Source organism: Hydrogenophaga sp. (assembly GCF_030651625.1).
Lineage (GTDB): Bacteria > Pseudomonadota > Gammaproteobacteria > Burkholderiales > Burkholderiaceae_C > Hydrogenophaga.
In genome coordinates, this window is the sequence record NZ_JAUSCF010000022.1 from 435,878 (window position 1) to 459,021 (window position 23,144).

A 23,144-nucleotide genomic window follows, 5' to 3' on the forward strand; every position below is an offset into this window, starting at 1 on the left:
GTTGCGGCGGGCATTCGACGTGACGGACGACACACGAAAGCCTGGGGCTCGGGTTTCGCCCAAAGGCCCTTCAAAGGAAGCGAAGGCATACTCGGAACCCGTGAACAACGACGCCTCCGACTCCCTGTTTGACGAACTCAGTCCCGAATCACCCGGTGACTGGGCGCTGTCTTTGTCTCTCCCGGCCGATCCGGGCCATCGGGACGAACTGCGTCGGGCCAACCCCAAAGACACGGACGCGCCTGGCGAGTTGTCTGAGCAATGGGCCAGCTTTTTTGAACACATCGGTGCCGACGGTTTTGCCGATCTGAACCGGCGCTCGGACAACCTGCAGCGCCAGATACGCGACAACGGCGTCACCTACAACGTGTACGCTGACGCAGCCACCGGCCTGCAGCGTCCCTGGGCACTCGACCTGTTCCCCATGCTCGTGAGCCCCAAGGACTGGGCCCGGATCGAAACCGGTGTACAGCAGAGGGCGCGACTGCTCAACGCCATGATGGCGGACCTTTACGGCGAACGTGAGCTGCTCAAGCGCGCCCTGCTTCCCGCAGCACTCGTGCAGGGCCACCCGGGCTACCTTCGAGCCATGCAGGGTGTACGGCCCCCTGGCGATACCTGGCTGCACATCGTGGCGATGGATCTCGCCCATGGGCCAGATGGCCGCTGGTGGGTGGTGGGCCAGCGCACCCAGGCGCCTTCCGGCCTGGGTTACCTGCTGGAAAACCGCATTGCCATCGCGCGCCAGTTCCCCAAAGCCTTTGCCGGCATGAAGGTGCAGCGCCTCGCGGCCAGCTACCGTGCTCTCATGGACGGTATCAAGGCCATGGCGCCCGAAGGCGAGAACGCGCGCATCGCCATTCTCACACCCGGCCCATACAACGAAACCTATTTTGAACACGCCTACCTCGCGCGCTACCTCGGCCTTACCCTGGTCGAAGGCAACGACCTCACGGTTCGCGACCAGCGTCTGTACCTCAAGACGCTGGGTGGACTGGAGCCTGTGCATGCCCTGATCAAGCGGCTGGACGATGAATGGCTGGATCCGCTCGAACTGCGCTCAGATTCCACGCTGGGCGTGCCGGGACTGCTGCAGGTGCTGCGCGCGGGCAATCTGTTGCTGGCCAACGCCCCAGGCTCGGCACCACTCGAATCGAGTGCCATGCTCGGCTTTTTGCCGGCCATCAGCCGCCATTTGCTGGGGGAAGAACTGGCGTTGCCCTCATTGGCCACCTGGTGGTGCGGCGAAGACGCTGCCCTGCGCGAAGTACTGCCGTTGCTCAAGCAAAGCGTGATTCGCCCCACCTACCCGCGATCGGGTCTGGACACCGTGATGGGGCAGAGCCTGAGCCCGCGCGAGCGCGACGAATGGTCGGGGCGCATGGCACGCCACCCGGACCACTACACCGTGCAATCCTGGCTGCCACTTTCGCAAACTCCCACCTGGAGCGGCGAACGGCTGGTGCCCAGGTCGGCCATGCTCAGGGTGTTCGCGTTGGCTGACGGCCCGCAATCGTGGCGTGTGCTGCCAGGTGGCATGGTCAGGCTGGCGCCACGGGGTCAGCTCATTGCGGCCATGCAGCGAGGTGGCAGCAGCGCCGACTGCTGGGCCATCACAGAAGGTCAGGTGGACCACACCAGCCTGCTCCAGTCCGCACCCAGCACCCTGGCCTTGGCGCATCAAAAGCGCCCCGTTACCAGCCGCGCCGCTGAGAACCTGTTCTGGCTGGGTCGCTACACGGAGCGCGCAGAGAACAGCATCCGGCTGGCGCAGATCGTGCTGGACCATCTGGGTGGCGAAGAGCCCAGTTCGCGCCCGTTGATGGCATGGATGTCGGCCACGGCCCGCGAAAACGCGCTGGTGCTCGCCGATGCGCCAGGCGCCAGTCAATCGGCGCGGGTGTTCGCCCGCAGCCTCATCGCCGGTCTCTCGCCCGCCAGAGACGACCCCATGGCAGCCACATCATTCAGTGTGGGCTACAACCTGCGCGCCCTGAAGTCGGCGGCATCGCAGGTAAGGGAGCGATTGTCGCAAGAACACTGGAACCTGATTGAGCGCACGGAAGCCGAGTTCGCCCGCGACTGCGCGGCACTGTCCAGTGAGGCCGAATACACCAACGCTGAAGCCCTCACTGCCCTGCAAAACGCCAGCGAACTGCTCGCCGCCATCACCGGCTCGCAGACGGACCGCATGGTGCGCGACGACGGATGGCGCCTGCTCTCTGTGGGGCGCCACATCGAGCGCCTGATCACACTCTCGCGTGCATTGGTGCTGGGCATGGAGCATGGATGTGTACATGACGCGGCCGGGTTCGAGGCGGTGGTGGCGCTGTTCGACAGCACCATCACCTTTCACGCGCAATACCAGCAAAGGCGCGACATGGTCGCTCTCATCGACCTGCTGGTGATGGACCGCGACAACCCGCGTTCGCTGGCCTGGGTGGTACAAACGTTGCGCTCCCGGCTGGCCAAGCTCTCGCATGGTGCCGCGCCTCATGATGCCGAACTGGCCATGGCGCTGCCCGACCCGGACACATGGGTGCTGGCCGACCTCAGCAACTGGCAACGCAGCCCCGAGGGATTGCGCACCTGGGGTGAACTGGCCACCCTGCTTGAGCAATGTGATGCGGCAGCGGGTGATCTTTCAGATGAAATTACCCGGCTGCATTTCAGTCATGCGGACCGACGGAATCAAACCGTATAAGACATGACTCCCCCCCGTTGCTTGCTCGCTGCGCGTAGCCGCATACCCCCTCAAGGGGGCAATACCTGCGGCCCGGCAAAGCCGGTTCCGCGGTGTTCCTGGTATCAGGCACTTCTCGCCGGAAAGGCTCGCTGACATGCTGTTGCGCATCCTTCACCGCACAATCTACAACTACCAGGGCTCCGTCAACATGGCGCAGCACATGGTGCACCTGACGCCCGTGAACACGGGCAGCCAGACCTTGCTCGAGCACACGCTGCGCATCAGCCCGGAGCCCGCCGCACGCAACCAGACAGTGGATGCCTATGGCAACCTGCGCACGTTCTTTTCTCTGCAGTCGCCGCACGAGACGCTGATGGTGGAAGCCGACAGCCTGGTCGAAACGTCGGTACCGCTCCCATTGCCCGACGGCCCGGAATGGGAAGCGCTTTCCTGGGAGCAGGTCAGGGAACACTTCAGGTACCGGGCCAAAGCCCCGTACGATCCAGCGTGCGAGTTTCTGTTTGCTTCGCCGTATGTGCCTCGTGACGATGCGTTCACCGCATTCGCCCGGCCCGCCTTCAAGCCCGATCTGCCTGTGCTGGAAGCCGTGCGGGCGCTGATGGAACGCATCTACAACGATCTGACGTACGAATCGGAAAGTACCGAGGTCAACACACCAGCGCTTGAAGCGCTGGAACAGGGCAAGGGGGTTTGCCAGGATTTTGCCCACATCATGCTGGGCTGTCTGCGCAGCCTGGGTCTGCCTGCGTTGTACGTCAGCGGCTACCTGCTGACCCTTCCTCCACCAGGCAAGCCGCGTCTGGTTGGCGCTGACGGATCCCACGCCTGGGTATCGCTCTACCTGCCGCTGCCCCCTGACGACACCGTGGCAGATAGCGAAGCGGCCTTCGAGCCCAGAGGGACCTGGTTCGATTTCGACCCCACCAACAACCGCTGCGGCTGGGGCAGCCCTGGCGAGGACTATGTGACACTGGCCACTGGGCGGGACTTTGGTGATGTGTCGCCCATGCGCGGGGTGATACAGGGTGGCGCACAGCACACACTGGATGTGGGCGTCACTGTGGCGCCACCGGAAGAACTCGGCGCCCTGCTCAAGGCCTGAACGCGCTGCCCGCGCCCTGATGATTCTGGCTGATGGAGGGCGCACAAGTGCAGGTGGACTGTCTGTCCAGTCGGTCGGGTCGATAGAATGAAGCCGTCTATTTCCAGGAGCCCTTCATGAGCGTTTACGACCGCCTCGCCAGTCTTGGCATTGCCCTGCCACCCGTCTCGGTGCCCGCCGCTGCGTATGTGCCTTTCGTGCAGTCCGGAAACCTGATCTTCCTGAGCGGTCATATTGCACGTCAGGATGGCAAGCCCTGGGTTGGCCAGGCAGGTCTGACCATGACCACCGATGAGGCCAAGCTGGCCGCACGTGCCGTGGCGGTCGATCTGATGGGAACCCTGGCTGCCGCCTGTCTGGTCGTCAACAAGGACCTCAACCACGTCAAGCGCATCGTCAAGGTGCTCAGTCTGGTCAACTCCACGCCCACGTACACCGAACAGCACCTCGTCACCAATGGCTGCAGTGAACTGCTGGGCGAGGTGTTTGGATCCACCGTGGGCGCGCATGCACGAAGCGCTTTTGGTGTGGCACAGTTACCCATGGGTGCCTGCGTGGAGATCGAGTTGATCGCCGAGATCGGTTGATGCACTTTGTGGCGTGCGGGCTCAGCCGCCGCCGCGCTGCATGTACAAGTCAAAGCGGCGCATGAAGGTGTAGCGCTGCCCTTCGTCCAGCCCGCTGAAGGTAAAGCGAACGTGCAGCACTGGCATGCGCATCAGCGCGATCACGCGCGGCGGTCGGGGCTGCCAGGCAATGCTGAGGGAGCCCGGCGGCAGCTCGGCGCCCAGGCCCTGGCCCTTCTGCTGCCACACCACATCGCCCATGGCAGCAGGCAACCAGCCCAGCCACTCGGCTTCGGTGCACCCCATCTCGCGCTCGAAGCGCTCTGCGTAGCTCGATTGCAAGTCAGACACTCCGCCAAGAGACCCACGCCCCCAACCGGAGGAGCGGGTCCAATCCAGAGACACCGCCGGGCTGGCTTTGCCAGACGGCTGGTGTCGCCCCCTTGAGGGGGTCGCGCGTAGCGCGGCGGGGGTGATTCATGTTCAGCCGCCAGCAATCGGTGGCCAGATGGCCAGCACATCGCCTTCCGTGAGCGTGGTGCTCATGCGCGCATCGGGTTCGATGTACTTGCCGTTGACCAGCACCAGATGCACCAGCTTGGGTGGCAGGCCAAACGGTTCGATGATCTTGCCGATGGGAGTGGCCGGATCGATGTCCAGCGACACCTGGTTGCTGCGCCGCGCTTCGGCGGGCAGGTAATCGGTCAGCGTGGCGAAAAGCTTGAAAGTGATGTTCATGGATGGACGTCGCCCTTCGCCAGGATCAGGGCGAACGGAAGTGAAAGGCGCTGGGTGAAGGGCAAATGGCCAATGCCGTTCATTTTGCCTTTCATCGGCGGCGCTCATCCGCAGCACCCACCCATTGCCCCTGCCCTTGCGCACTGGCCAGGTAAGCGTCCATGAGCCTGGTGGGATCGTGCATCAGCCGGTCTTTCCAGTTGCCCAGACGCACCTGCCCTTCGACCAGGCCCCGCATCACCCCCACATGCTCCGTCCAGCCAACCGAATTGCAGCCCACCATCACATCGTCCTTGAACTGCAGGCTCAAGTGACGGCCGCTGGCCTTGTCCGTGAGTTCCGTGTGTTCGCCGCCGGGCACGCCTTCCCAGTTGCCGAAGCTGGTGGAAATCAGTCCCAGGGTGTCGAGCACGTTGATCTGCGTCACGCCTTTCAGCTCGGTCTTCTGGCCCACCATGTTGAGCGCGGCCACCCTCGCCTGTTCGGCCGCGTTGGGCTGGATGGCGCTGACGATGGTTTTGCCGCTGACCTTGTCGAACGCCTCCGCGCAGTCGCCTGCGGCGTAGATGCCAGACACATTGGTCTGCAAGTGTTCGTCGGTCAGCACGCCCAGCAGACAGGTGATGCCCGAGTCCTTCAGAAAGCCAATGGCCGGACGCACACCCGTGGCGCTGATCACCAGATCCGCCTCCACCGTTTCTCCATTGGAAAGCTTCACACGCAGACCCGCTTCCGGCTCGTCCGCGCCGAGACCGATCGCACTGGCGATTCTGCTCACCACCCCGCCACCGTCGGCGGCCTCGATACCTTCGACCTTGGTACCGGTGAACACCTTGACGCCCTTCGTCTCGCACCAGTCGCGAATCATGTTGCCCGCCGTCGGCCCCATCATGCGCGGCACCATGCGGTCGCCCATTTCCACCACACTGAGTTCCACACCACGTGCGGCCAGCGCCTCCATGATGATGCAGCCGATGAAGCCCGCGCCCATCTGCAGCACCCGCGCACCGGGCTTGGCCAGCTTCATGATGGCCCGCGCATCTTCAAGCGTCCAGCACGGATGCACACCGGCCAAGTCCATGCCTGAAATGGGTGGGCGCACCGGGTGTGAACCGGTCGCGATCAGCAGGCGATCGAAGGACAACGAGGTGCCGTTGTCCAGTGTCACGGTGCGGGCTGCCGCATCCACCGCCATGGCGCGGCCACCCACCTGGTCGATGCGCAGATCGGCGTAGTGCGTGAGGGCCTTGCGCAAGTAAGTGCCGGATTCCTTCACGTTGCCAATCAGCAGATAAGGAATCGCCATGCGTGAATACGGTGGCTCACCCTCGTCGCCCACCAGGGTGATCTGGTCTTGGGGGGCATGCTTGCGGATGGTTTCGGCGGCAATGACACCGGCAGGGCCGGCGCCCAGGATGACGTGGTGCATGTCTTGTCTCCTCATAAAAAGAAAAGGGGGCAGCGTGGTGACTGCCCCCTGGGTTCAGGCCACGGCCTGTTGAACCAAGGCGTGGGAGGCGCCAGGCATCAAAGGCTCAGACGCGCCCGGGTTTCTGCCGTGGGGCGGCCCTCCGTGTCCCAGCCGCGTGCGGCGTAGTACTTGGGAAGCATCTCGGGCAGCTTGCTGACCATGCCTTTGGAAGCACCGGTCTTGGCGGCCTCGGTGAGGAGGCGCTTGGGCAGACTGTCGTCCTTCGACGTAAACCCGGCGGCATTGTTGAATTCGCGCTCCATGTTCCAGATGCGCTCACCGATCTTCTCCAGTTCCTCGGTGGTGAACTCTTCGTTGCACGCGGCCTGCAGTTGCGGTGCCAGATCGGCCACGCCCCAGGCGAAGGTGGTGAACACGCACAGACCCGACGAGTCAAACGCGGCAGTGGCGTCCTGGAAAGCCTTCACCAGCTCGGGCTTGCCCTCGCTCTCGACCGGATCGGTCTTGACCGGAATGCCCAGCACCTCGGACGCGATGGTGTAACCACGCAAGTGGCAGGCACCACGGTTGCTGGTGGCGTAGGCGAGTCCAATACCCTGGATGGCGCGACCGTCGTAGGCCGGGAATTCCTGGCCTTTCACACTCATCGACAGGTCGGGGTAGCCGTACTTTTCGGTCAACCGTTTGGACCCCTGGCCGATCTCTTTGCCGAAGCCTTCACCCTTGGCAGTGATTTCAGCGAAGTGGGCCAGCGCCTGGGCCGATCCGAACTTGGCGTCGATGCCCAGTTGCTCGGCGGTGAGCACACCCATTTCATACAGCTCCATCACCGCGCCCACGGTGGCACCGAAGCTGATGGGATCGAAGCCTTCTTCGTTGCACAGCAGGTTGGCGTACTGCAACGCTTCCAGGTCGTTCACGCCGTTGGCCGCACCCAGCGCCCAGGCCGCTTCGTATTCCAGGCCGCCGTTGGCGCCCCAGTACTGCGGCTTGTTCTGCACGGTGAAGTGGCCTTCGTCCATCTTGCTGATGCGCCCGCAGGCGATGGTGCAACCGAAGCAGGCCTGGTTGGTCACCAGGTGCTTCTTGCCGTCGCTCTCGCGCGGCGTGACCATGGCTTCGGCGGAGATGTCTTTTGCACCTTCGAACTGCACGTCTCGGTGGTTGCGGGTGGGCAGCGCGCCGATCTCGTTGATCACGTTCATCAGCACCTGGGTGCCATAGGCTGGCAGGCCCTGCCCGGTCACGGCATTCTCGGCCAGGATCTTCTTTTTCTCGAAAGTGGTCTTCATGAAGGCCTTGGGGTCGCGGATGTTGCCCACGCCCTTGGTACCGCGCACCGCGATCGCCTTGAGGTTCTTGCTGCCCATGACCGCGCCCACGCCCGAACGACCAGCAGCCCGGTGCAGATCGTTCACCACGGCGGCGAACAGCACGCCGTTTTCGCCCGCCTTGCCAATGCTGGACACGCGCACCAGCGGGTCCTGCAGGCTGGACTTGAGGATCTCTTCGGTTTTCCACACGCTCTGGCCCCACAGATGCGAGGCATCGCGCAGTTCGGCATCGTCATCGCTGATGTGCAGGTACACCGGCGTGGCCGCTTTGCCTTCCACGATCACCATGTCCCAGCCAGCCATCTTGAGTTCGGCACCGAAATAGCCACCCGAATTGGAGCAGGCGATAGCGCCGGTGAGTGGACCCTTGGTGATGACGGTGTAACGCCCGCCCGTGGAGGCCATGGTGCCGGTCAGTGGGCCCGTGGCCCAGATCAGCTTGTTCTCGGTCGACAACGGATCGACCTTGGGGTCGATCTCGCTGATCAGGTATTTGCTGCCGAGCCCGCGCGAGCCCAGGTAGGCACGTGCCCACTCCATGTTCAGCGGTTCGGATTTCACGGTGCCCGCAGTCAGATTGACGCGAAGCAGTTTTCCAGCCCAGGACATATGGGTTCTCCTTGTTGGTTGGCGATCAGGCGGCGGCAGGCTGGTTGCCCAGCTTGTCCGCCCACTGCTTCATCTTGTCGATGCCGGTCCAGTTGGCATCGATGAACGTGATGGCTGCGGTCGGGCAGGCTTCGACGCAGGCCGGCTCTCCGTCGCACAGATCGCATTTCTGGACCTTGCCGGTTTCCTGCACGTAGTTGATGGTGCCGAAGGGGCAGGCGATGGTGCACACCTTGCAGCCGACGCAGGTGGTCTCGTTGACGACCTTGGCGCCGGTCATCTTGTCCACCGTGATCGCCTCCACCGGGCAGGCATGGAGACACCAGGCTTCGTCACACTGGGTGCAGGTGTAGGGCACCTTTTTGCCGGTGTGATGGAAGTCGAACACCTTGATGCGCGATTTGGACGTGGCGTAGGTGCCGTAGTTCTCGAAGGAACAGGCCATTTCGCACTGCAAGCAGCCGGTGCATTTGTCCGGATTGATGTGCAGGACTTTCTGCATGTATGTCTCCTGTTGGGTAGCGGCGCGAGCTATGCAGCGCCATGCCTATGTGGAAAAGTGCCTACGCATTGTTCAGGCGCCCCCGGGCTTTGAGTTCAGGGTTATCCCTAGTCGGACATGCGTGCAGACGGATATTCTCAAAATGAAACACTGGCGCTTTGCAAGTCGCGCGTGCGCGAGTCCGAAGATAGGGCCAGAATAGCCACATAAACGCAATAATGACGATGAGACAAGGCCCATGACGATCCCACGCACCCTGCCTGCTGTGACCACGGAGGGGGATCGACTTGCCCGTATCGAGAGAGCCCGCCGCGACATCCTGAACGATGGCGCGGTGGCTTCAGTCGATTGGCTGGAGCCGTGGATCGACCGTTCCTGGCGGCGATGTCTGGCGAGGGGCTTCCAGCCTTCGCAGCGCTTGGCGTTCGATGCCGTCTCTGCCGCCGAGGCACGACGTGCCCTTGAAGCCAGCCGGCCGCTGTTGCAAGCGGCTGCACCGGTGATCCGCTCGCTGGCCCGGGCCATGGCCGACACGCGCTACTTTGCAGTGCTGACGGACGCAAAGGGCGTGGTGATCGATGTCAACGGTCCGGTCGACCTCCAGAACCCGCAGGCCAGCGCCATCGCCCGCATCGGCGTGAACCTGTCGGAAGCAGCGGTGGGTACCACCGCCATTGGCGCCACGCTGACCGAACTGCAGCCCGTCTGGCTGCACCGGGGTGAGCATTTTTTCAACGACACCACCGTCTACAGCTGTGCAGGCGCCCCGCTTTTCGGACCGGATGGCAACTGTGTGGGCATGCTGGACCTCACGGGCATCAACGTGCCTGAGCGCCAGGCACTCAAACACCTGGTCACGCAATCGGCACGCAGTATTGAAAACGCGCTCACGCTGTCACAGCCACACCGCCTGCTGCTTCGCCTCAGTTGGCCCGGGGCTGGTCTTGCGGAAGACAGCGACGGCCTGGTCTGTGTGAACGCCGAAGGCGACATCACTGCCGTGAATCGCGCCGCAGCGAACATGCTGGCTCTCACGCCAGGCTCACTCTGGCCCCATGTGAGCGACGTGTTTGCCGTGCCGGCAGCCAGCCTTTTTGATCTCGCCCGCTTGCAGCGACCCACCGAATTGCCGCTGTGGTCGGGTCTTCGCCTTCAGGTGCTGGCGTCAGCAAGCCAGAACGGCGTAAAGCTGTCCCAGACGCATGCAACGCCGGTGGTCCCGCTCAAGGAAGTGGAAACCGCCCTGATCCGCAAGGCGGTGGACGACGCCCGCGGCAATGTGATGGAAGCGGCCCGCTCCCTGGGCATCAGCCGCGCCACCGTGTATCGCAAGCTCATGCGCCAAAAAAAAAGCGGCTGAGAAGCCGCCTTTCTTGGTGCATGCCAGCTTCAGTCCAGCAGCTCCTTCGGAATGTTGCCGCCGTTGGCCGCGATATGCGCCAGCACATTCTTGTGCAGCCACACGTTCATCTTGGCCGAGTCGTTCATCAGCTCGTCGGGGCAGTAAAGCTCCTTGGCCAGCTCTTTGCGGGCGGCCAGACTGCTATCGATGTCGAGCAGCTTGAGCAGATCGACGATGGACGTGCGCCAGTTGAGCTTTTGTGGGTTGGCGGCTGCGCGTTTTTCCATTTGCGCCACCACATCGACCATGGTGATGGACGCCACAGCAGGGGCAGCGGCCGGTGCGGTCGTCGCCGGAGCAGGTGCCGCCGCCACGGGTGCAGGTGCTGCAGTTGCCGGTGACGGTGCCGGTGCGGCTTTGGCGCTACCAATGCCCAGTTTTTCGAGAATGTTGCTGAAGAGTCCCATGAAGTGCTCCTTTGGTGATGAAAGATGGAAAGTCCAGGCTGGCCAGTATGGCGGCAGAACGGTGAAACTCACAAGCGCGGGACGCTGGTTTTCCCGTCCGCTGTCCACCATTGTGAGGCGCCCGGTTGCCCACCGCGGACCCAACCGTTGTGCCGGCGCCAATCGCGCGCGGTTTCAACCCGCTCGGGCTGGTATGGAAAGCGCACGCCAGCCCCACCACAGCCCCAGCAGCACCAGCAAGGGCAGCACGATGGTCTGTGCCACAAACAGCACGATCAGGTCGATCACATGGGACACGACCCGCTCGGCATCCCCCTTCAGTTCCTCGATTTTCGCCCCCAGTTTTTCGCGCAGGTCCCACCAGGGTGTGCCGGAATCCGTACCGCCGCCCAGGGCACCCAGGGCGGCTGTGGACGATTCGATGGCCTGCTGGCTGGCAGCGTACTTGTCGGCCATGAAAGCCCGATGGCTGAGTTCACTGGTGATCGCGACCACCGGCACCACGAATCGCACGATCAGGACCGCCATCAACAGCCGGCCCAGCCAGGGAGGCGCATTTCCCCGCCTCAGCTTCAGCCACGCCCAGCCCACCAGCAGCGCCGTGAACAGCAGCGACACCAGCCAGGTGGCTCCCATCTGCATCAACAGCAGCTGCACGCCAAACACCACACTGACGACAAGCATCAGCTTGGAGAACTGCTCGATCAGATCATTGACCGGGTCCAGAACCTGGCCCAGTGCCAACGTGACGTTGACAAACGCACCGCCCGAGACTTCAGTGCCCTGGATGACCGAGATCACGGCATTGAGTCCGCGGGCCGCAGCGAAAGCGGCCAGCGAACGCTTCAGCCCGGCTTCGGAATGGGCCACGGCCAGCTGGTCGAGCGGCTGGTACCACGCCAGGCCCACCAACACGACGACCAGGGCCAACAACAGTGATCTGCGCAAAGTCTGCATGGTTCAGCACCGTAGCACAGCCCAGCATTCATTTGCACACGCTTTCCGCCGGATGCATCCATGCAAACAGGGCCAAACGGGTTGCCCTAGCAGCGCCTAATGGGTCGCGTTCGGAAAAAACAACTGCTCGCCACCGATCGCGTAGCGGGCGATAGCCGCCTGACCGATCGGACCAGTGACCCAGTCAACAAACTTCTGACCTTCAGCTGTCTTCACCTGTGGGTGCTTGGTCGCGCTGACCAGCATCACGCCGTACTGATTGAACAGGCGCTTGTCGCCTTCTACCAGCACCGTCATTTCGCCCCGGTTCTTGAAGTTGAGCCAGGTGCCGCGGTCGGTCAACGCGTATGCACCACTGCTGGAGGCGATGTTCAGCGCCGGCCCCATGCCGCAGCCACACTCCTTGTAGCCGGTGCCTTTGTTGGCGTCTGTGTCGGTCATCTTCCAGAAGCGCAGTTCGGCCGCGTGTGTGCCACTCTTGTCGCCGCGTGAAATGAACTCGGCATTGGCGCTGGCAATCTTTTTGAATGCACTGACGACATCACTGCCCTTGATACCCACCGGATCGGCCCTGGGGCCCACCAGCACGAAGTCGTTGTACATGACCTCCTTGCGTTGGGCTGCGAAACCATCGGCTACGAACTTCTCTTCCGCCACCTTGTCGTGCACGAACAGCACATCCGCGTCGCCCCGGCGCGCCATGTCGATGGCCTGGCCCGTGCCCAGCGCCACCACTTTCACGTCAATGCCGCTGGCCTTCTTGAATTCGGGCAGCAGGAAAGAAAACAGGCCCGACTGTTCGGTGGACGTGGTGGAAGCCACCACGATGCTTTGTGCCATGGCACCGGCACCGGCGAGCATGGCGGTACCGAAAACGGCGGTGAGGGTCAGACGGCGGAACGCATTCACAAGCTTTCTCCTTGAACAAACAAATGGGCCTGCGGGCACAGGGCGTGCAGGAGGTCGTGGTTGAAAAAATCGGCGACGGGCAGATCGGCCAGAAGCTGGCCCTGCTCCAGGTAAATCACCCGGCTGGCCAGGCGCTTGACCTGGCCCAGGTTGTGGCTGCTGAACACCAGCGTGGGCGGGCGGCTTGAGGCTCCCGGGCTTTCTGAGGCAGGACCCTGCGTGAACTCGGCGATCAAGGCTTCGACTTCGCGCTTGGCGTGCGGGTCCAGGCTGGCAGTGGGTTCGTCCAGCAACCACACATCGGGCTTCAATGCCCAGGCGCGCGCCAGCGCCAGGCGCTGCTGCTGCCCACCGGAGAGTGCCCGCGCATTGCGGTCAGCCAGGTGATCCATGCCCACGCGCTGCAACGCAGCCCGTGCGCGCTCCCGCGTTTCGCCCCATGGCACACCCTGCAACCACAAGCCCAGCACGATGTTCCGAAGCGCGCTCAGACGCAACATGTGAGGGCGCTGAAACAGCATGGCCATGCGCAGGGTCGATGCACGGTGCACCTCACCACCGCTGGATCGCTGCAGACCGTGCAATGTTCTGAGCAAGGTGCTCTTGCCGCTCCCATTGGCACCCACCAAAGCGACTCGCTCCCCAGCCTGAATGCGAAGATAAATGTCGGTCAGGGCATGCAGCCGTCCTGCGCTTCCCAGATGCACCTGCACATTGCGCAAGTCAAAGCACATCGAGGGCACTTGCGAAGGGTGCTTCACCACAGGCAGCCCGCTCATGCCGCCACCGCACCAGGCACGGTTGTCTGCGCGCTGTCGGCAAGCTCGCGCCAGCGGCGCAGCAATGCCACCAGCGCATTGAGTAGCAGCACCACGGCAAGCAAGACCAGCCCCAGCCCCAAGGCCAATGGGAGATCCCCCTTGCTGGTTTCCAGGGCGATGGCGGTGGTCATCACACGGGTGAAGCCCTCGATGTTGCCGCCCACGATCATCACGGCACCCACCTCTGAGATGGCGCGACCGAATGCCGTGATCAACACGGTCAGCAGCGCGTAGCGCTCGTCCCAGGCCAACAGCAGGCTGCGCATCACGGTGCCGGCACCCAGCGAAGCCAGTTGCTCGCCATGGCTGCGGTCGGCGTCTTCCACCACCTGACGGGTGAGCGCGGTCACCAGAGGCAACACCAGGCAGGCCTGCGCCAACACCATGGCCTGAAAGCTGAACAACCAGCCCAGGAAACCCAGCGGCCCAGACCGTGAAAGCAACAGGTAGACCACCAGACCCACCACCACCGAAGGCACGGCCAGTGCGGTGTTGAGAACGGTCATCAGAGCGCCGCGCCCGGCAAATCGCGATACCGCCAGCCAGGCACCCAACACCAGGCCTGCTCCGCTGGCGATCACGCACGCGGTGGCGCTCACTGCCAGCGATCGCCACACCACCACCCACAAACCCGGATCGCCGGAAAGCACCAGTTGAAAAGCTGTGGCGAAGCTGTCGGCAAAGGTGTTCATGACGTCGAAGAGCATATCGCCAGAGGGTCTGTTTGGGCGTACGTGAAGACGCGATATGAACGTTCTGACATAGGCATTTCATTGCATATGTCAGACCCTGAGGCACACTCGCGCTCATGAGAAAAGTTGAGCTTTCCTACGCGTTGCAGCTCCAGCGAACCGGCACGGCAGACTCGGTCGCCCTGTTGCGCAATCCCATGATGGACGTGCTGCATGCGGTGCGCACCCACGGGTCGATCTCAGCCGCTGCGCGGCACCTTGGCCTGTCGTACCGGCACGTGTGGGGCCAGCTCAAGCAGTGGGAGGCCGAACTGGGCCAGGACCTCATCGTGTGGGAGCGCGGCCAGGCCGCCTTGCTCAGCCCGTTTGGCCAGCGCCTGCTCATGGCAGAGCGGCTGGCGCAAGCCCGGCTGGGTCCGCAGATGGAACACCTGCGCGCCGAACTCGAACGCGCCTTTGCGCAAGCGTTTGACGACACCGCCGAAGGCCGGCGCCCGAACCTGCTCACCCTCTACGCCAGCCACGACCACGCGCTCAATGCCTTGCAGGACATGGCCGCAGCCTGGGATACGCAGGCTGGCCCAGCCCACAAGGCGCTGCACCTGGACCTGCGCTTCTGCGGCAGTGTGGACGCCATCCGCGCCCTCAATGAAGGCCGCTGCCAACTGGCGGGCTTCCACACCCAGCCCTTCGCCGACGCCCGCAGCATCAGCGCCCGCACCTACCGGCCCTTGCTCAAGCCCGGGCTGCACAAGATCATCGGTTTTTCCAGGCGGGCCCAGGGTCTCATGGTGGCACCAGGCAACCCACAACGCCTGAAAAACATGCAGGACGTGGCCCGGCTTCAAGCCCGGTTCGTGAACCGTGCCAAGGGCACGGGCACACGGCTGCTGCTGGGTGAACTGCTGGAGCAGTCACAGTTGCTACCCCAGGACATCGAGGGCTTTGATCATGTGGAGGCCTCACACGCCGCCGTGGCCCAGGCGGTGGCCAGCGGCACGGCCGATGCCGGGCTGGGCACCGAATACGCTGCGCGTGAAGCGGGGCTGGACTTCGTGCCGCTCACCGAAGAGCGCTACCTGCTGGTGTGTCTCAAGTCTGCACTCGACCAACCGGCAGTGAAACAGCTGCTGGGCCTGCTGCGCAGTCAGCCCTGGCAACAGCGCCTGACTCAGCTCCCAGGTTACGCACCCGACCACTGCGGTGAAGTGGCTTCCATGAAACGCCTGCTGCCGTGGTGGCGATAGCAGGAACTCAAGCCGGCAAGCGCCGGGCGATTTCTGCCACCAACTGGCGGGCCAAGGCGAGCTTCGGTGCACGTGCCACCTCGGTCGCACCCTGCTCGTCCACCAGCAGCAGCGCGTTGTCGTCCTGACCAAAGGTATCTGGGCCAATGTTGCCCACCAACAGCGGCACGCCTTTGCGCGCGCGCTTGGCCTGCGCATGCGCCAGCAGGTCGTGGCTTTCGGCGGCGAAGCCCACGCAATACAGCTTGTGCTCGCGCGCGCGGGTGCTGCTGGCAATGCCGGCCAGGATGTCCGGGTTTTCGACAAACGTGAGCGTGGGTACAGCGCCAGAACCGTCCTTCTTGATCTTCTGGTCGGTCGCCTCGGCAGGACGCCAGTCAGCCACGGCGGCCGCAGAAATAAATACCGTCGCGTTCTGGATCAGCACGTCAAGCGACTTCTGCATGTTCAGTGCCGACTTCACATTGATGCGGCCCACACCGCGCGGCGTGGGCAGGCTCACGGGGCCAGCCACCAGGGTCACATTCGCGCCCGCCTCGTGCGCCGCCCGGGCGATGGCAAAGCCCATCTTCCCACTGGAGAGGTTGGTCAATCCGCGCACCGGATCGATGGCTTCAAAAGTGGGCCCGGCACTGACCAGCACCTGCTGGCCCGCCAGCACCTTCGGCGTGAAAAAGCGCACCAGTTCGTACAGCAATTCGTCAGGCTCCAGCATGCGGCCGTCGCCGGTCTCGCCGCAAGCCTGGTCACCGGCCCCTACATCAAGCACGGTGGCGCCGTCCTGGCGCAGCTGGGCCACGTTGCGCTGGGTAGCCGGGTGGGCCCACATTTCGCGGTTCATGGCAGGCGCCAGAATCAGCGGCACCTGGTCGATGGGACGGGCCAGGCACATCAGGCTGAGGAGGTCGTCGGCTCGGCCGTGCAGCAGCTTGGCCATGAAGTCCGCACTGGCCGGTGCCACAAAGATCGCATCGGCCTCACGACTGAGGTTGATGTGCGGCATGTTGTTGTCCACCCCGGCCGATGTGCGCGCATCCCACTGCGAGGTGAACACGGGCCGTCCGGAAAGCGCCTGCATGGTCACCGGCGTGATGAAGTGCTCGGCAGCCTCGGTCATGACCACCTGCACCGTGGCACCTTCCTTGACCAGCGCCCGGCACAATTCGGCCGCTTTGTAGCAGGCGATGCCACCCGAGAGCCCCAGGACGATGTGTTTGCCAGCCAGGTCGTTCATGGCGGCAATGTAGCAGAGGGAACGGTCGGCTGCTGGCCGTTGCCCAAGGGGCGAAAGCAGGGGTAAACAACCCGAGGGCACTTGCATCACCCCTCTATAATCACCATTTCCACCTCCAGCGAGCGACAGGCTCGCCCGAGACATGACCAAATTTGTGTTCGTCACCGGCGGCGTGGTGTCCTCTTTAGGCAAGGGCATAGCGTCGGCATCTCTGGCCGCGATCCTTGAATCGCGCGGCCTCAAAGTCACCCTCATCAAGCTCGATCCGTACATCAACGTGGATCCGGGCACCATGTCGCCCTTCCAGCACGGAGAGGTCTTTGTCACCGACGACGGCGCTGAGACCGACCTCGACCTGGGCCACTACGAGCGTTTCATTGAAACGCGCATGAAGAAAACCAACAATTTCACCACCGGCAAGATATACCAGTCGGTGCTGGAGAAGGAACGCCGCGGCGACTATCTGGGCAAGACGGTGCAGGTCATTCCGCACGTCACCAACGAGATCCAGGAGTTCATCAAGCGCGGGGCCGGCATCGGCACGCCCGATGCGGTGGACGTGGCCATTGTCGAAATTGGCGGCACGGTGGGCGACATCGAGTCGCTGCCCTTTCTTGAAGCCGTGCGCCAGATGAGCCTGCGCATGGGGCCGAACAACACGGCTTTCGTGCATCTGACGTACCTGCCATGGATTGCCGCTGCCGGCGAACTGAAAACCAAGCCCACGCAGCACACGGTGCAGAAGCTGCGCGAAATCGGGATCCAGGCCGATGCCCTGCTCTGCCGCGCCGACCGCCGAATTCCCGAAGAAGAGCGCGCCAAGATTTCGCTGTTCACCAACGTACCCGAATGGGGTGTGATCTCAATGTGGGACGTGGACACCATTTACAAGGTACCGCGCATGCTGCACGAACAGGGCTTGGACGGCCTGATCTGCGACAAACTGCGCCTGAACACCCCGCCCACCAGCCTCAAGCGCTGGGACGAACTGGTGTACGAGACCGAGCACCCGAAGGGCGAGATCACCATCGCCATGGTGGGCAAATACGTCGACCTGTCCGACAGCTACAAATCGGTCAATGAGGCGTTGCGTCATGCCGGCATGCGCAACCACGTTCGCGTGAGGATCGACCACGTCGATTCCGAAACCATCGAAGGTGACGCAGCGGACCGCCTGGCCCGCTACGACGCCATTCTGGTGCCTGGCGGCTTCGGCCTGCGCGGGGTGGAGGGAAAGATCGCCACCGCCCGTTTCGCTCGTGAGCGCAAAGTGCCCTACCTGGGCATCTGCCTGGGCATGCAGGTGGCCACGATCGAATACGCCCGCCATGTGGCCGGTCTGACCAACGCCAACAGCACCGAATTCGACCCGAACACGCCACACCCGGTGATCGCGCTCATCACCGAATGGAAAGACGCCGACGGCAGCATCCAGAAGCGCAGCGCCAGCTCCGACCTGGGCGGCACCATGCGCCTGGGCGCACAAAGCTCCGACGTCCAGCCCGGCACCCTTGCACATACCATCTACGGCAACGTCGTGACCGAGAGGCACCGACACCGGTACGAAGCCAATGTCAACTACCTCGACCAGTTGCGCGAAGCCGGACTGGTGATCTCTGCCCTGACTCAGCGTGAGCAGCTCACCGAAATCGTCGAGCTGCCCCAGTCGGTGCATCCCTGGTTCATTGGCGTGCAGTTCCACCCGGAATTCAAGTCCACGCCGTGGAGCGGGCACCCGCTCTTCAATGCTTTCATCAAGGCAGCGGTCGAGCACCAGCAAAACCGGCAGGCTGTGCCGGCCTAGGCTCCAGACACAGGAAACATGGCATGAAACTCTGCGGCTTCGACATCGGACTGAACCGGCCTTTTTTCCTGATCGCGGGCCCCTGCGTGATCGAATCCGAGCAGCTGCAGATGGACACGGCCGGCGCCCTCAAGGAGATCACCGCCAGCCTGGGCATTCCGTTCATCTTCAAGAGCAGCTTTGACAAAGCCAATCGCAGCAGCGGTACCAGCTACCGCGGCCCGGGGCGCGACAAAGGCCTGGAGATCCTGGGCAAGATCAAAAAAGAGCTGGGTGTGCCTGTGCTGACCGACGTGCACAGCGAAGCAGACATCGCCGACGCCTCAAACGTGGTCGATGTGCTGCAGACGCCCGCCTTCCTGTGCCGCCAGACCGATTTCATCCGTGCGGTCGCTCAGAGCGGCAAGCCGGTGAACATCAAGAAAGGCCAGTTCCTGGCGCCGCACGACATGAAGAACGTGATTGACAAGGCCCGTGCTGCAGCCCGTGAGGCCGGCCTGAACGAAGACAACTTCATGGCCTGCGAGCGCGGCGCCAGCTTTGGCTACAACAACCTGGTGAGCGACATGCGCAGCCTGGCCATCATGCGCGAAACCGGTGCGCCGGTGGTGTTCGATGCCACCCACAGCGTGCAACTGCCCGGCGGCCAGGGCACCAGCAGCGGCGGCCAGCGCGAAATGGTGCCGGTGCTCTCGCGTGCGGCGGTGGCCGTGGGCGTGTCCGGCCTGTTCATGGAAACCCACCCCGACCCGGCCAAGGCACTGAGCGATGGTCCCAATGCAGTTCCGCTCAAGCACATGAAGGCCCTGCTGGAGACGCTGGTGGCGCTCGACACGGTGGCTAAAAAGCACCCCTTCCTCGAAGACAGCTTCAACTGAACCACATACCAGAACCCGAAACCATGGCAGCCGCGTACATCATTGTCGACATGCAAATCTGCGACATGGAGCAGTACAAACAGTACATGGCGGCAGCGCCTGCTGCCGTGGCGGCTGCCGGCGGCGAATACCTGGTACGGGGCGGACGCTTCGAAACGCTGGAAGGTGACTGGCAGCCAGCCCGTCTGGCCATGCTGCGTTTCCCCAGCTTCGAGCAGGCCAAGGCCTTCTACGACAGCGAACTGTACCGACAGGCCCGCGCCAAGCGCGAAGGGGCCACTGAGTTTTTCAACCTCGTCCTGGTGGAGGGCGTGAGCGCCCCCGTCATCTGAAACATTTCACCGAAAGGAAAACATGAGCGCAATCGTTGACATCGTGGGCCGCGAGATTCTTGACAGCCGAGGCAACCCCACCGTCGAGTGCGACGTGCTGCTGGAAAGCGGCGTGATGGGCCGCGCGGCCGTGCCATCGGGTGCCTCCACCGGCTCGCGTGAAGCCATCGAACTGCGCGACGGCGACAAGTCCCGTTACCTGGGCAAGGGCGTGCTCAAGGCCGTGGAGAACATCAACACCGAGATCAGCGAAGCCGTGCTGGGACTTGACGCTTCTGAACAAGCCTTCCTTGACAAGACCCTGATCGACCTCGACGGCACGGAAAACAAAGGCCGCCTGGGCGCCAACGCGATGCTGGCCGTGTCCATGGCCGTGGCCCGAGCGGCGGCTGAAGAAGCCGGCCTGCCGCTGTACCGCTACTTTGGTGGCATGAGCGCGGTGCAGATGCCCGTGCCCATGATGAACATCATCAACGGCGGTGCACACGCCAACAACTCGCTCGACCTGCAAGAGCTGATGATCATCCCCGTGGGCGCACCCAGCTTCCGCGAAGCCCTGCGCTGGGGTGCCGAGGTGTTCCACGCGCTCAAGGCCATCCTGCACGACCAGCACATCAGCACCGCCGTGGGCGACGAAGGCGGGTTCGCCCCGTCGGTGGAAAACCACGAAGCCGCGCTGCAGATGATCCTGCAGGCGATCGACAAGGCCGGGTATACCGCCGGCGAGCAGATCGCCCTGGGTCTGGACTGCGCCGCCAGCGAGTTCTACAAGGATGGCAAGTACGTGCTGGAAGGCGAAGGCGGCGTGTCGCTGAGCGCCGAGCAGTGGACCGACATGCTGGCCAACTGGGTCGACAAATACCCCATCATCAGCATCGAAGACGGCATGGCCGAAGGCGACTGGGACGGCTGGAAGGTGCTCACCGAGCGCCTGGGCACCAAGGTGCAACTGGTGGGCGACGACCTGTTCGTCACCAATACCAAGATCCTCAAGGAAGGCATCGACAAGCGCATCGGCAACTCGATCCTGATCAAGATCAACCAGATCGGCACGCTGACCGAAACGTTTGCCGCTATCGAAATGGCCAAGCGTGCAGGCTACACCGCCGTGATCTCTCATCGCTCGGGCGAAACCGAAGACAGCACCATCTCCGATATCGCCGTGGGCACCAACGCCGGCCAGATCAAGACCGGATCGCTTTCGCGCTCGGACCGCATGGCCAAGTACAACCAGTTGCTGCGCATCGAGGAAGACCTCGGCGAAGTGGCGGTGTACCCGGGCCGGGCTGCTTTCTACAACTTGAGGTAATGGAGCACCCCCGCGCCGCCTCCGGCGTCACCCCCTCAGGGGGGCGCACCTGCGGCCCGGCAAAGCCGGTTCCTCGGCGCCCTGGACGAGCCACTTCCGGCCGCGCGGCTCTTGGGCGTGCGAACGTGGTGTGCGCCTCTGGAACTCCCGTGCTGCATCGGCTTCGGTGACAATCTGAGGCCATGGGTCACCGCTTCATTCCTGCCCTGCTCCTCGGACTGCTGTTGGTGCTGCACGCACAACTGTGGTTCGGGAGGGGCAGTGTGCCGCAGGTGACGAGTCTGAAGCAGCAGGTGCTCACGCAGGAGCGCGAAAACAGCGAGGCCAGGTTGCGCAACGATCAGGTGGCCAACGAAGTGCGCGACCTGCAGGAGGGACTGGGCATGGTGGAAGAACTGGCGCGGCAGGACCTGGGCATGGTCAAGCCCAACGAAATCTTCGTGCAGTTCGCGCAGCGCGGACAGTGACCCTAGGGTGACGCTGATCGTGACCCTGCTGGGCGGCGAGTCCACCGGAAAATCTTCGCTGGCTCGCTCGCTTCAGCAACATCTTTCCCGGAACACCTCTCTGCGGACGATCTGCGTGCCGGAAAACCTTCGACTGTGGTGCACCCTTGCCGGGCGCGCACCTCAAGCCCATGAGCAGGCCGCACTGGCTGCTGAGCAGCACCAACTCATCGTCGCGGCCATCCAGGCACAGCCCGCACCCGATATGGTGATCGCCGACACCACACCCCTGGTGATTGCGGCCTACAGCGAGCTGTATTTCAACGACAGCAGTCTGCTGGCCGGTGCCATCGCGCACCAGCGGGGCTATCACCTGAACCTGTTGATGGGATTGGACCTGCCCTGGGTCCCCGACGGTCTGTTCAGGGACAGTCCTGTGGTGCGAGACGCCATTGACGCCATTCTCCGCCGGGTACTTCAAGCGGCGAACCTGCCATTTCAGACGATCTACGGTCGGGGGGATGTGCGTCTGCACCAGGCGCTGACAGCGTTGAACCCGTTACTGGATCACTCCCTTTTCGACCTCGATCAGAACCAGACTTTTGGCCGGGTGCCCTGGAACTGCGAAACATGCAGCGATCCGGCGTGCGAGCACCAGATTTTCACCGCCTTGCTTCAGAAACCGAGCTCTTGAACTGACCGCCTCGAGCCTGCCTTCAATGCACGCCAGGCGATCCCGGTGGCTGGGCGGCGGGCTGCAGGAACACCTGTGCCGCATCCACCGGGTCGAACCGGTACTGCGCGCCACAGAAGTCGCACCCCACCTCCACCTGACCCTGTTCGGCCAGGATCGACTCGATTTCATCATGACCAAGGCTGCGCAGCATGCTACCGACGCGTTCGCGCGAGCAGGTGCAGGCGAAACGCGGGCCTTCGCTGCCGACCATGGGAGCGAACCGGCGCACGTCTTCTTCCCAGAACAGGCGGCGCAGGATGGTATCGGCGTCCAGTTCCAGCAGCTCTTCTCGCTTGAGGCTGGCCGCCAGAATCGCGATGCGGTTGTAGTCTTCGTTGCGTCCGATTTCGTCGTCATCGCTGCGCATTGCGCCACTGCCCGCCAGATTGCCTTCGCCCTGCAGAGGCAGGCGCTGGATCAGCAAGCCTGCAGCGACCTTGTCGTCGGCCGCGAGCACGAGGCGGGTATCGAGCTGCTCACTTTGCAGCATGTAGTGCTCGATCACCTCGCTGAGCTTTTCCAGCTTTTCGCGCCGGTCGCCAAACAAGGGCACCACACCCTGGTAGGGCTGGCGTCCGGGCAGGCGATCCTTCGGATCAAGCGTGATGGCGCAGCGCCCTTCGTTGTTCACGTTCACCATGTGCGAGAGCGGTGCATCGGCAGCCACATCACCCACCACCGTGGCGGTGGCGCGCAGGCTCAGGTCGGGCTGCACCTCGGCCACGGCCAGTTTCACCGGCCCGTCGCCCATGATCTGCATGACCAGAGCGCCTTCGAACTTGATGTTCGCCTGCATCAACGTGGCAGCTGCCGTCATTTCACCCAGCAATTCGGTCACCGCAGCGGGATAGCCGCCGGTCTGCTCACGGCGGCGCAGGATGTCCTGCCAGGCATCGGTCAGGCGCACCAGCATGCCACGCACAGGCAGGCCTTCAAACATGAATTTGTGGAGTTCGGACAAAACGGTCTTTCTGGAAATC

The 23,144-nt window shown here is 63.4% G+C and carries 23 protein-coding genes; 11 read left to right on the top strand and 12 right to left on the bottom strand.

Annotated features, from left to right (window positions below):
• Window positions 1-100 precede the first annotated feature (100 nt).
• From Q7V46_RS09915 to Q7V46_RS09925, 3 genes are all read left to right on the top strand, one after another.
• On the top strand, window positions 101-2,704 hold the full coding sequence (locus Q7V46_RS09915) for a circularly permuted type 2 ATP-grasp protein (protein WP_304913357.1): 2,604 nt from the start codon (window positions 101-103) through the stop codon (window positions 2,702-2,704).
• 136 nt (window positions 2,705-2,840) lie between these two features.
• Window positions 2,841-3,809 carry a transglutaminase family protein gene (locus Q7V46_RS09920; RefSeq protein WP_304913358.1) on the top strand — a complete coding sequence of 323 codons (969 nt, stop codon included), beginning with the start codon at window positions 2,841-2,843 and terminating at the stop codon, window positions 3,807-3,809.
• A 116-nt stretch (window positions 3,810-3,925) separates the two neighbouring features.
• A complete protein-coding gene (locus tag Q7V46_RS09925; RefSeq protein ID WP_304913359.1) occupies window positions 3,926-4,396 on the top strand; it encodes a RidA family protein in 471 nt (156 codons plus the stop codon).
• A gap of 21 nt (window positions 4,397-4,417) precedes the next feature.
• On the opposite strand, the gene Q7V46_RS09930 is transcribed toward Q7V46_RS09925, so the two are convergent.
• The 5 genes from Q7V46_RS09930 to Q7V46_RS09950 all read right to left on the bottom strand — a co-directional run bounded on the left by Q7V46_RS09930 (window position 4,418) and on the right by Q7V46_RS09950 (window position 8,990).
• Window positions 4,418-4,717, bottom strand: coding sequence for a hypothetical protein (locus tag Q7V46_RS09930; RefSeq protein WP_304913360.1), 300 nt, complete (start codon window positions 4,715-4,717; stop codon window positions 4,418-4,420).
• Between the two features lie 141 nt (window positions 4,718-4,858).
• Window positions 4,859-5,113: a MoaD/ThiS family protein gene (locus Q7V46_RS09935; RefSeq protein WP_304913361.1), complete on the bottom strand. Its 255-nt coding sequence runs from the start codon at window positions 5,111-5,113 to the stop codon at window positions 4,859-4,861.
• Window positions 5,114-5,204: 91 nt separating this feature from the next.
• Window positions 5,205-6,542: an NAD(P)/FAD-dependent oxidoreductase gene (locus tag Q7V46_RS09940; RefSeq protein ID WP_304913362.1), complete on the bottom strand. Its 1,338-nt coding sequence runs from the start codon at window positions 6,540-6,542 to the stop codon at window positions 5,205-5,207.
• Between the two features lie 98 nt (window positions 6,543-6,640).
• Window positions 6,641-8,488, bottom strand: coding sequence for an aldehyde ferredoxin oxidoreductase family protein (locus Q7V46_RS09945; protein WP_304913363.1), 1,848 nt, complete (start codon window positions 8,486-8,488; stop codon window positions 6,641-6,643).
• Window positions 8,489-8,513: 25 nt separating this feature from the next.
• Window positions 8,514-8,990, bottom strand: a complete 477-nt coding sequence (locus Q7V46_RS09950) for a 4Fe-4S dicluster domain-containing protein (RefSeq protein WP_304913364.1) — start codon at window positions 8,988-8,990, stop codon at window positions 8,514-8,516.
• Window positions 8,991-9,228: 238 nt separating this feature from the next.
• Here Q7V46_RS09950 and Q7V46_RS09955 point away from each other — a divergent pair, with 238 nt between their 5' ends.
• On the top strand, window positions 9,229-10,350 hold the full coding sequence (locus tag Q7V46_RS09955) for a helix-turn-helix domain-containing protein (protein WP_304913365.1): 1,122 nt from the start codon (window positions 9,229-9,231) through the stop codon (window positions 10,348-10,350).
• 29 nt (window positions 10,351-10,379) lie between these two features.
• Here the strand turns inward: Q7V46_RS09955 and Q7V46_RS09960 are convergent, their stop codons facing one another.
• The 5 genes from Q7V46_RS09960 to Q7V46_RS09980 form a co-directional block, all read right to left on the bottom strand.
• Window positions 10,380-10,799 (bottom strand): DUF3597 domain-containing protein, encoded by a 420-nt coding sequence (locus Q7V46_RS09960; protein ID WP_304913366.1) that lies wholly within the window; start codon window positions 10,797-10,799, stop codon window positions 10,380-10,382.
• 174 nt (window positions 10,800-10,973) lie between these two features.
• Complete coding sequence (locus tag Q7V46_RS09965) at window positions 10,974-11,756, bottom strand: hypothetical protein (protein WP_304913367.1); 783 nt, start codon at window positions 11,754-11,756, stop codon at window positions 10,974-10,976.
• 96 nt (window positions 11,757-11,852) lie between these two features.
• Complete coding sequence (locus Q7V46_RS09970) at window positions 11,853-12,617, bottom strand: substrate-binding domain-containing protein (RefSeq protein ID WP_304913411.1); 765 nt, start codon at window positions 12,615-12,617, stop codon at window positions 11,853-11,855.
• 44 nt (window positions 12,618-12,661) lie between these two features.
• A complete protein-coding gene (locus Q7V46_RS09975) occupies window positions 12,662-13,444 on the bottom strand; it encodes a phosphate ABC transporter ATP-binding protein (protein WP_370690315.1) in 783 nt (260 codons plus the stop codon).
• Window positions 13,441-14,178 (bottom strand): ABC transporter permease, encoded by a 738-nt coding sequence (locus Q7V46_RS09980; protein ID WP_304913368.1) that lies wholly within the window; start codon window positions 14,176-14,178, stop codon window positions 13,441-13,443. The genes Q7V46_RS09975 and Q7V46_RS09980 overlap by 4 nt, the downstream gene beginning before the upstream one ends.
• Before the next feature lie 116 nt (window positions 14,179-14,294).
• Here Q7V46_RS09980 and Q7V46_RS09985 point away from each other — a divergent pair, with 116 nt between their 5' ends.
• Complete coding sequence (locus Q7V46_RS09985; RefSeq protein WP_304913369.1) at window positions 14,295-15,425, top strand: substrate-binding domain-containing protein; 1,131 nt, start codon at window positions 14,295-14,297, stop codon at window positions 15,423-15,425.
• Between the two features lie 7 nt (window positions 15,426-15,432).
• Here Q7V46_RS09985 and coaBC read toward each other — a convergent pair whose 3' ends face one another.
• Entirely contained in the window at window positions 15,433-16,659 is a 1,227-nt protein-coding gene (gene coaBC / locus Q7V46_RS09990; RefSeq protein WP_304913370.1) for a bifunctional phosphopantothenoylcysteine decarboxylase/phosphopantothenate--cysteine ligase CoaBC, read from the bottom strand.
• A 142-nt stretch (window positions 16,660-16,801) separates the two neighbouring features.
• On the opposite strand from coaBC, the gene Q7V46_RS09995 reads away from it, so the two are divergent.
• The 6 genes from Q7V46_RS09995 to Q7V46_RS10020 all read left to right on the top strand — a co-directional run bounded on the left by Q7V46_RS09995 (window position 16,802) and on the right by Q7V46_RS10020 (window position 22,122).
• Window positions 16,802-18,463, top strand: coding sequence for a CTP synthase (locus Q7V46_RS09995; RefSeq protein WP_304913371.1), 1,662 nt, complete (start codon window positions 16,802-16,804; stop codon window positions 18,461-18,463).
• A gap of 23 nt (window positions 18,464-18,486) precedes the next feature.
• Window positions 18,487-19,341, top strand: a complete 855-nt coding sequence (kdsA, locus tag Q7V46_RS10000; RefSeq protein WP_304913372.1) for a 3-deoxy-8-phosphooctulonate synthase — start codon at window positions 18,487-18,489, stop codon at window positions 19,339-19,341.
• Between the two features lie 23 nt (window positions 19,342-19,364).
• Window positions 19,365-19,673, top strand: coding sequence for a DUF1330 domain-containing protein (locus Q7V46_RS10005; protein WP_304913373.1), 309 nt, complete (start codon window positions 19,365-19,367; stop codon window positions 19,671-19,673).
• A 22-nt stretch (window positions 19,674-19,695) separates the two neighbouring features.
• Window positions 19,696-20,982, top strand: coding sequence for a phosphopyruvate hydratase (eno, locus tag Q7V46_RS10010; RefSeq protein ID WP_304913374.1), 1,287 nt, complete (start codon window positions 19,696-19,698; stop codon window positions 20,980-20,982).
• A gap of 182 nt (window positions 20,983-21,164) precedes the next feature.
• Window positions 21,165-21,449, top strand: a complete 285-nt coding sequence (locus tag Q7V46_RS10015; RefSeq protein ID WP_304913375.1) for a septum formation initiator family protein — start codon at window positions 21,165-21,167, stop codon at window positions 21,447-21,449.
• Window positions 21,450-21,456: 7 nt separating this feature from the next.
• Window positions 21,457-22,122, top strand: a complete 666-nt coding sequence (locus tag Q7V46_RS10020) for an ATP-binding protein (protein WP_304913376.1) — start codon at window positions 21,457-21,459, stop codon at window positions 22,120-22,122.
• A gap of 22 nt (window positions 22,123-22,144) precedes the next feature.
• Here Q7V46_RS10020 and Q7V46_RS10025 read toward each other — a convergent pair whose 3' ends face one another.
• Entirely contained in the window at window positions 22,145-23,125 is a 981-nt protein-coding gene (locus Q7V46_RS10025) for an Hsp33 family molecular chaperone HslO (protein WP_304913377.1), read from the bottom strand.
• Between the last annotated feature and the right edge of the window lie 19 nt (window positions 23,126-23,144).

Excerpts from the sequence above, each read along its gene's own strand:
- Q7V46_RS09920 (WP_304913358.1), top strand. The coding sequence starts at position 2,841 with ATGCTGTTGCGCATCCTTCACCGCACAATCTACAACTACCAGGGCTCC.
- Q7V46_RS09925 (WP_304913359.1), top strand. The coding sequence starts at position 3,926 with ATGAGCGTTTACGACCGCCTCGCCAGTCTTGGCATTGCCCTGCCACCC.
- Q7V46_RS09935 (WP_304913361.1), bottom strand. The coding sequence starts at position 5,113 with ATGAACATCACTTTCAAGCTTTTCGCCACGCTGACCGATTACCTGCCC.
- Q7V46_RS09940 (WP_304913362.1), bottom strand. The coding sequence starts at position 6,542 with ATGCACCACGTCATCCTGGGCGCCGGCCCTGCCGGTGTCATTGCCGCC.
- Q7V46_RS09945 (WP_304913363.1), bottom strand. The coding sequence starts at position 8,488 with ATGTCCTGGGCTGGAAAACTGCTTCGCGTCAATCTGACTGCGGGCACC.
- Q7V46_RS09950 (WP_304913364.1), bottom strand. The coding sequence starts at position 8,990 with ATGCAGAAAGTCCTGCACATCAATCCGGACAAATGCACCGGCTGCTTG.
- Q7V46_RS09955 (WP_304913365.1), top strand. The coding sequence starts at position 9,229 with ATGACGATCCCACGCACCCTGCCTGCTGTGACCACGGAGGGGGATCGA.
- Q7V46_RS09960 (WP_304913366.1), bottom strand. The coding sequence starts at position 10,799 with ATGGGACTCTTCAGCAACATTCTCGAAAAACTGGGCATTGGTAGCGCC.
- Q7V46_RS09965 (WP_304913367.1), bottom strand. The coding sequence starts at position 11,756 with ATGCAGACTTTGCGCAGATCACTGTTGTTGGCCCTGGTCGTCGTGTTG.
- Q7V46_RS09970 (WP_304913411.1), bottom strand. The coding sequence starts at position 12,617 with ATGCTCGCCGGTGCCGGTGCCATGGCACAAAGCATCGTGGTGGCTTCC.
- Q7V46_RS09975 (WP_370690315.1), bottom strand. The coding sequence starts at position 13,444 with ATGAGCGGGCTGCCTGTGGTGAAGCACCCTTCGCAAGTGCCCTCGATG.
- Q7V46_RS09980 (WP_304913368.1), bottom strand. The coding sequence starts at position 14,178 with ATGAACACCTTTGCCGACAGCTTCGCCACAGCTTTTCAACTGGTGCTT.
- Q7V46_RS09985 (WP_304913369.1), top strand. The coding sequence starts at position 14,295 with ATGAGAAAAGTTGAGCTTTCCTACGCGTTGCAGCTCCAGCGAACCGGC.
- coaBC (WP_304913370.1), bottom strand. The coding sequence starts at position 16,659 with ATGAACGACCTGGCTGGCAAACACATCGTCCTGGGGCTCTCGGGTGGC.
- Q7V46_RS09995 (WP_304913371.1), top strand. The coding sequence starts at position 16,802 with ATGACCAAATTTGTGTTCGTCACCGGCGGCGTGGTGTCCTCTTTAGGC.
- kdsA (WP_304913372.1), top strand. The coding sequence starts at position 18,487 with ATGAAACTCTGCGGCTTCGACATCGGACTGAACCGGCCTTTTTTCCTG.
- Q7V46_RS10005 (WP_304913373.1), top strand. The coding sequence starts at position 19,365 with ATGGCAGCCGCGTACATCATTGTCGACATGCAAATCTGCGACATGGAG.
- eno (WP_304913374.1), top strand. The coding sequence starts at position 19,696 with ATGAGCGCAATCGTTGACATCGTGGGCCGCGAGATTCTTGACAGCCGA.
- Q7V46_RS10015 (WP_304913375.1), top strand. The coding sequence starts at position 21,165 with ATGGGTCACCGCTTCATTCCTGCCCTGCTCCTCGGACTGCTGTTGGTG.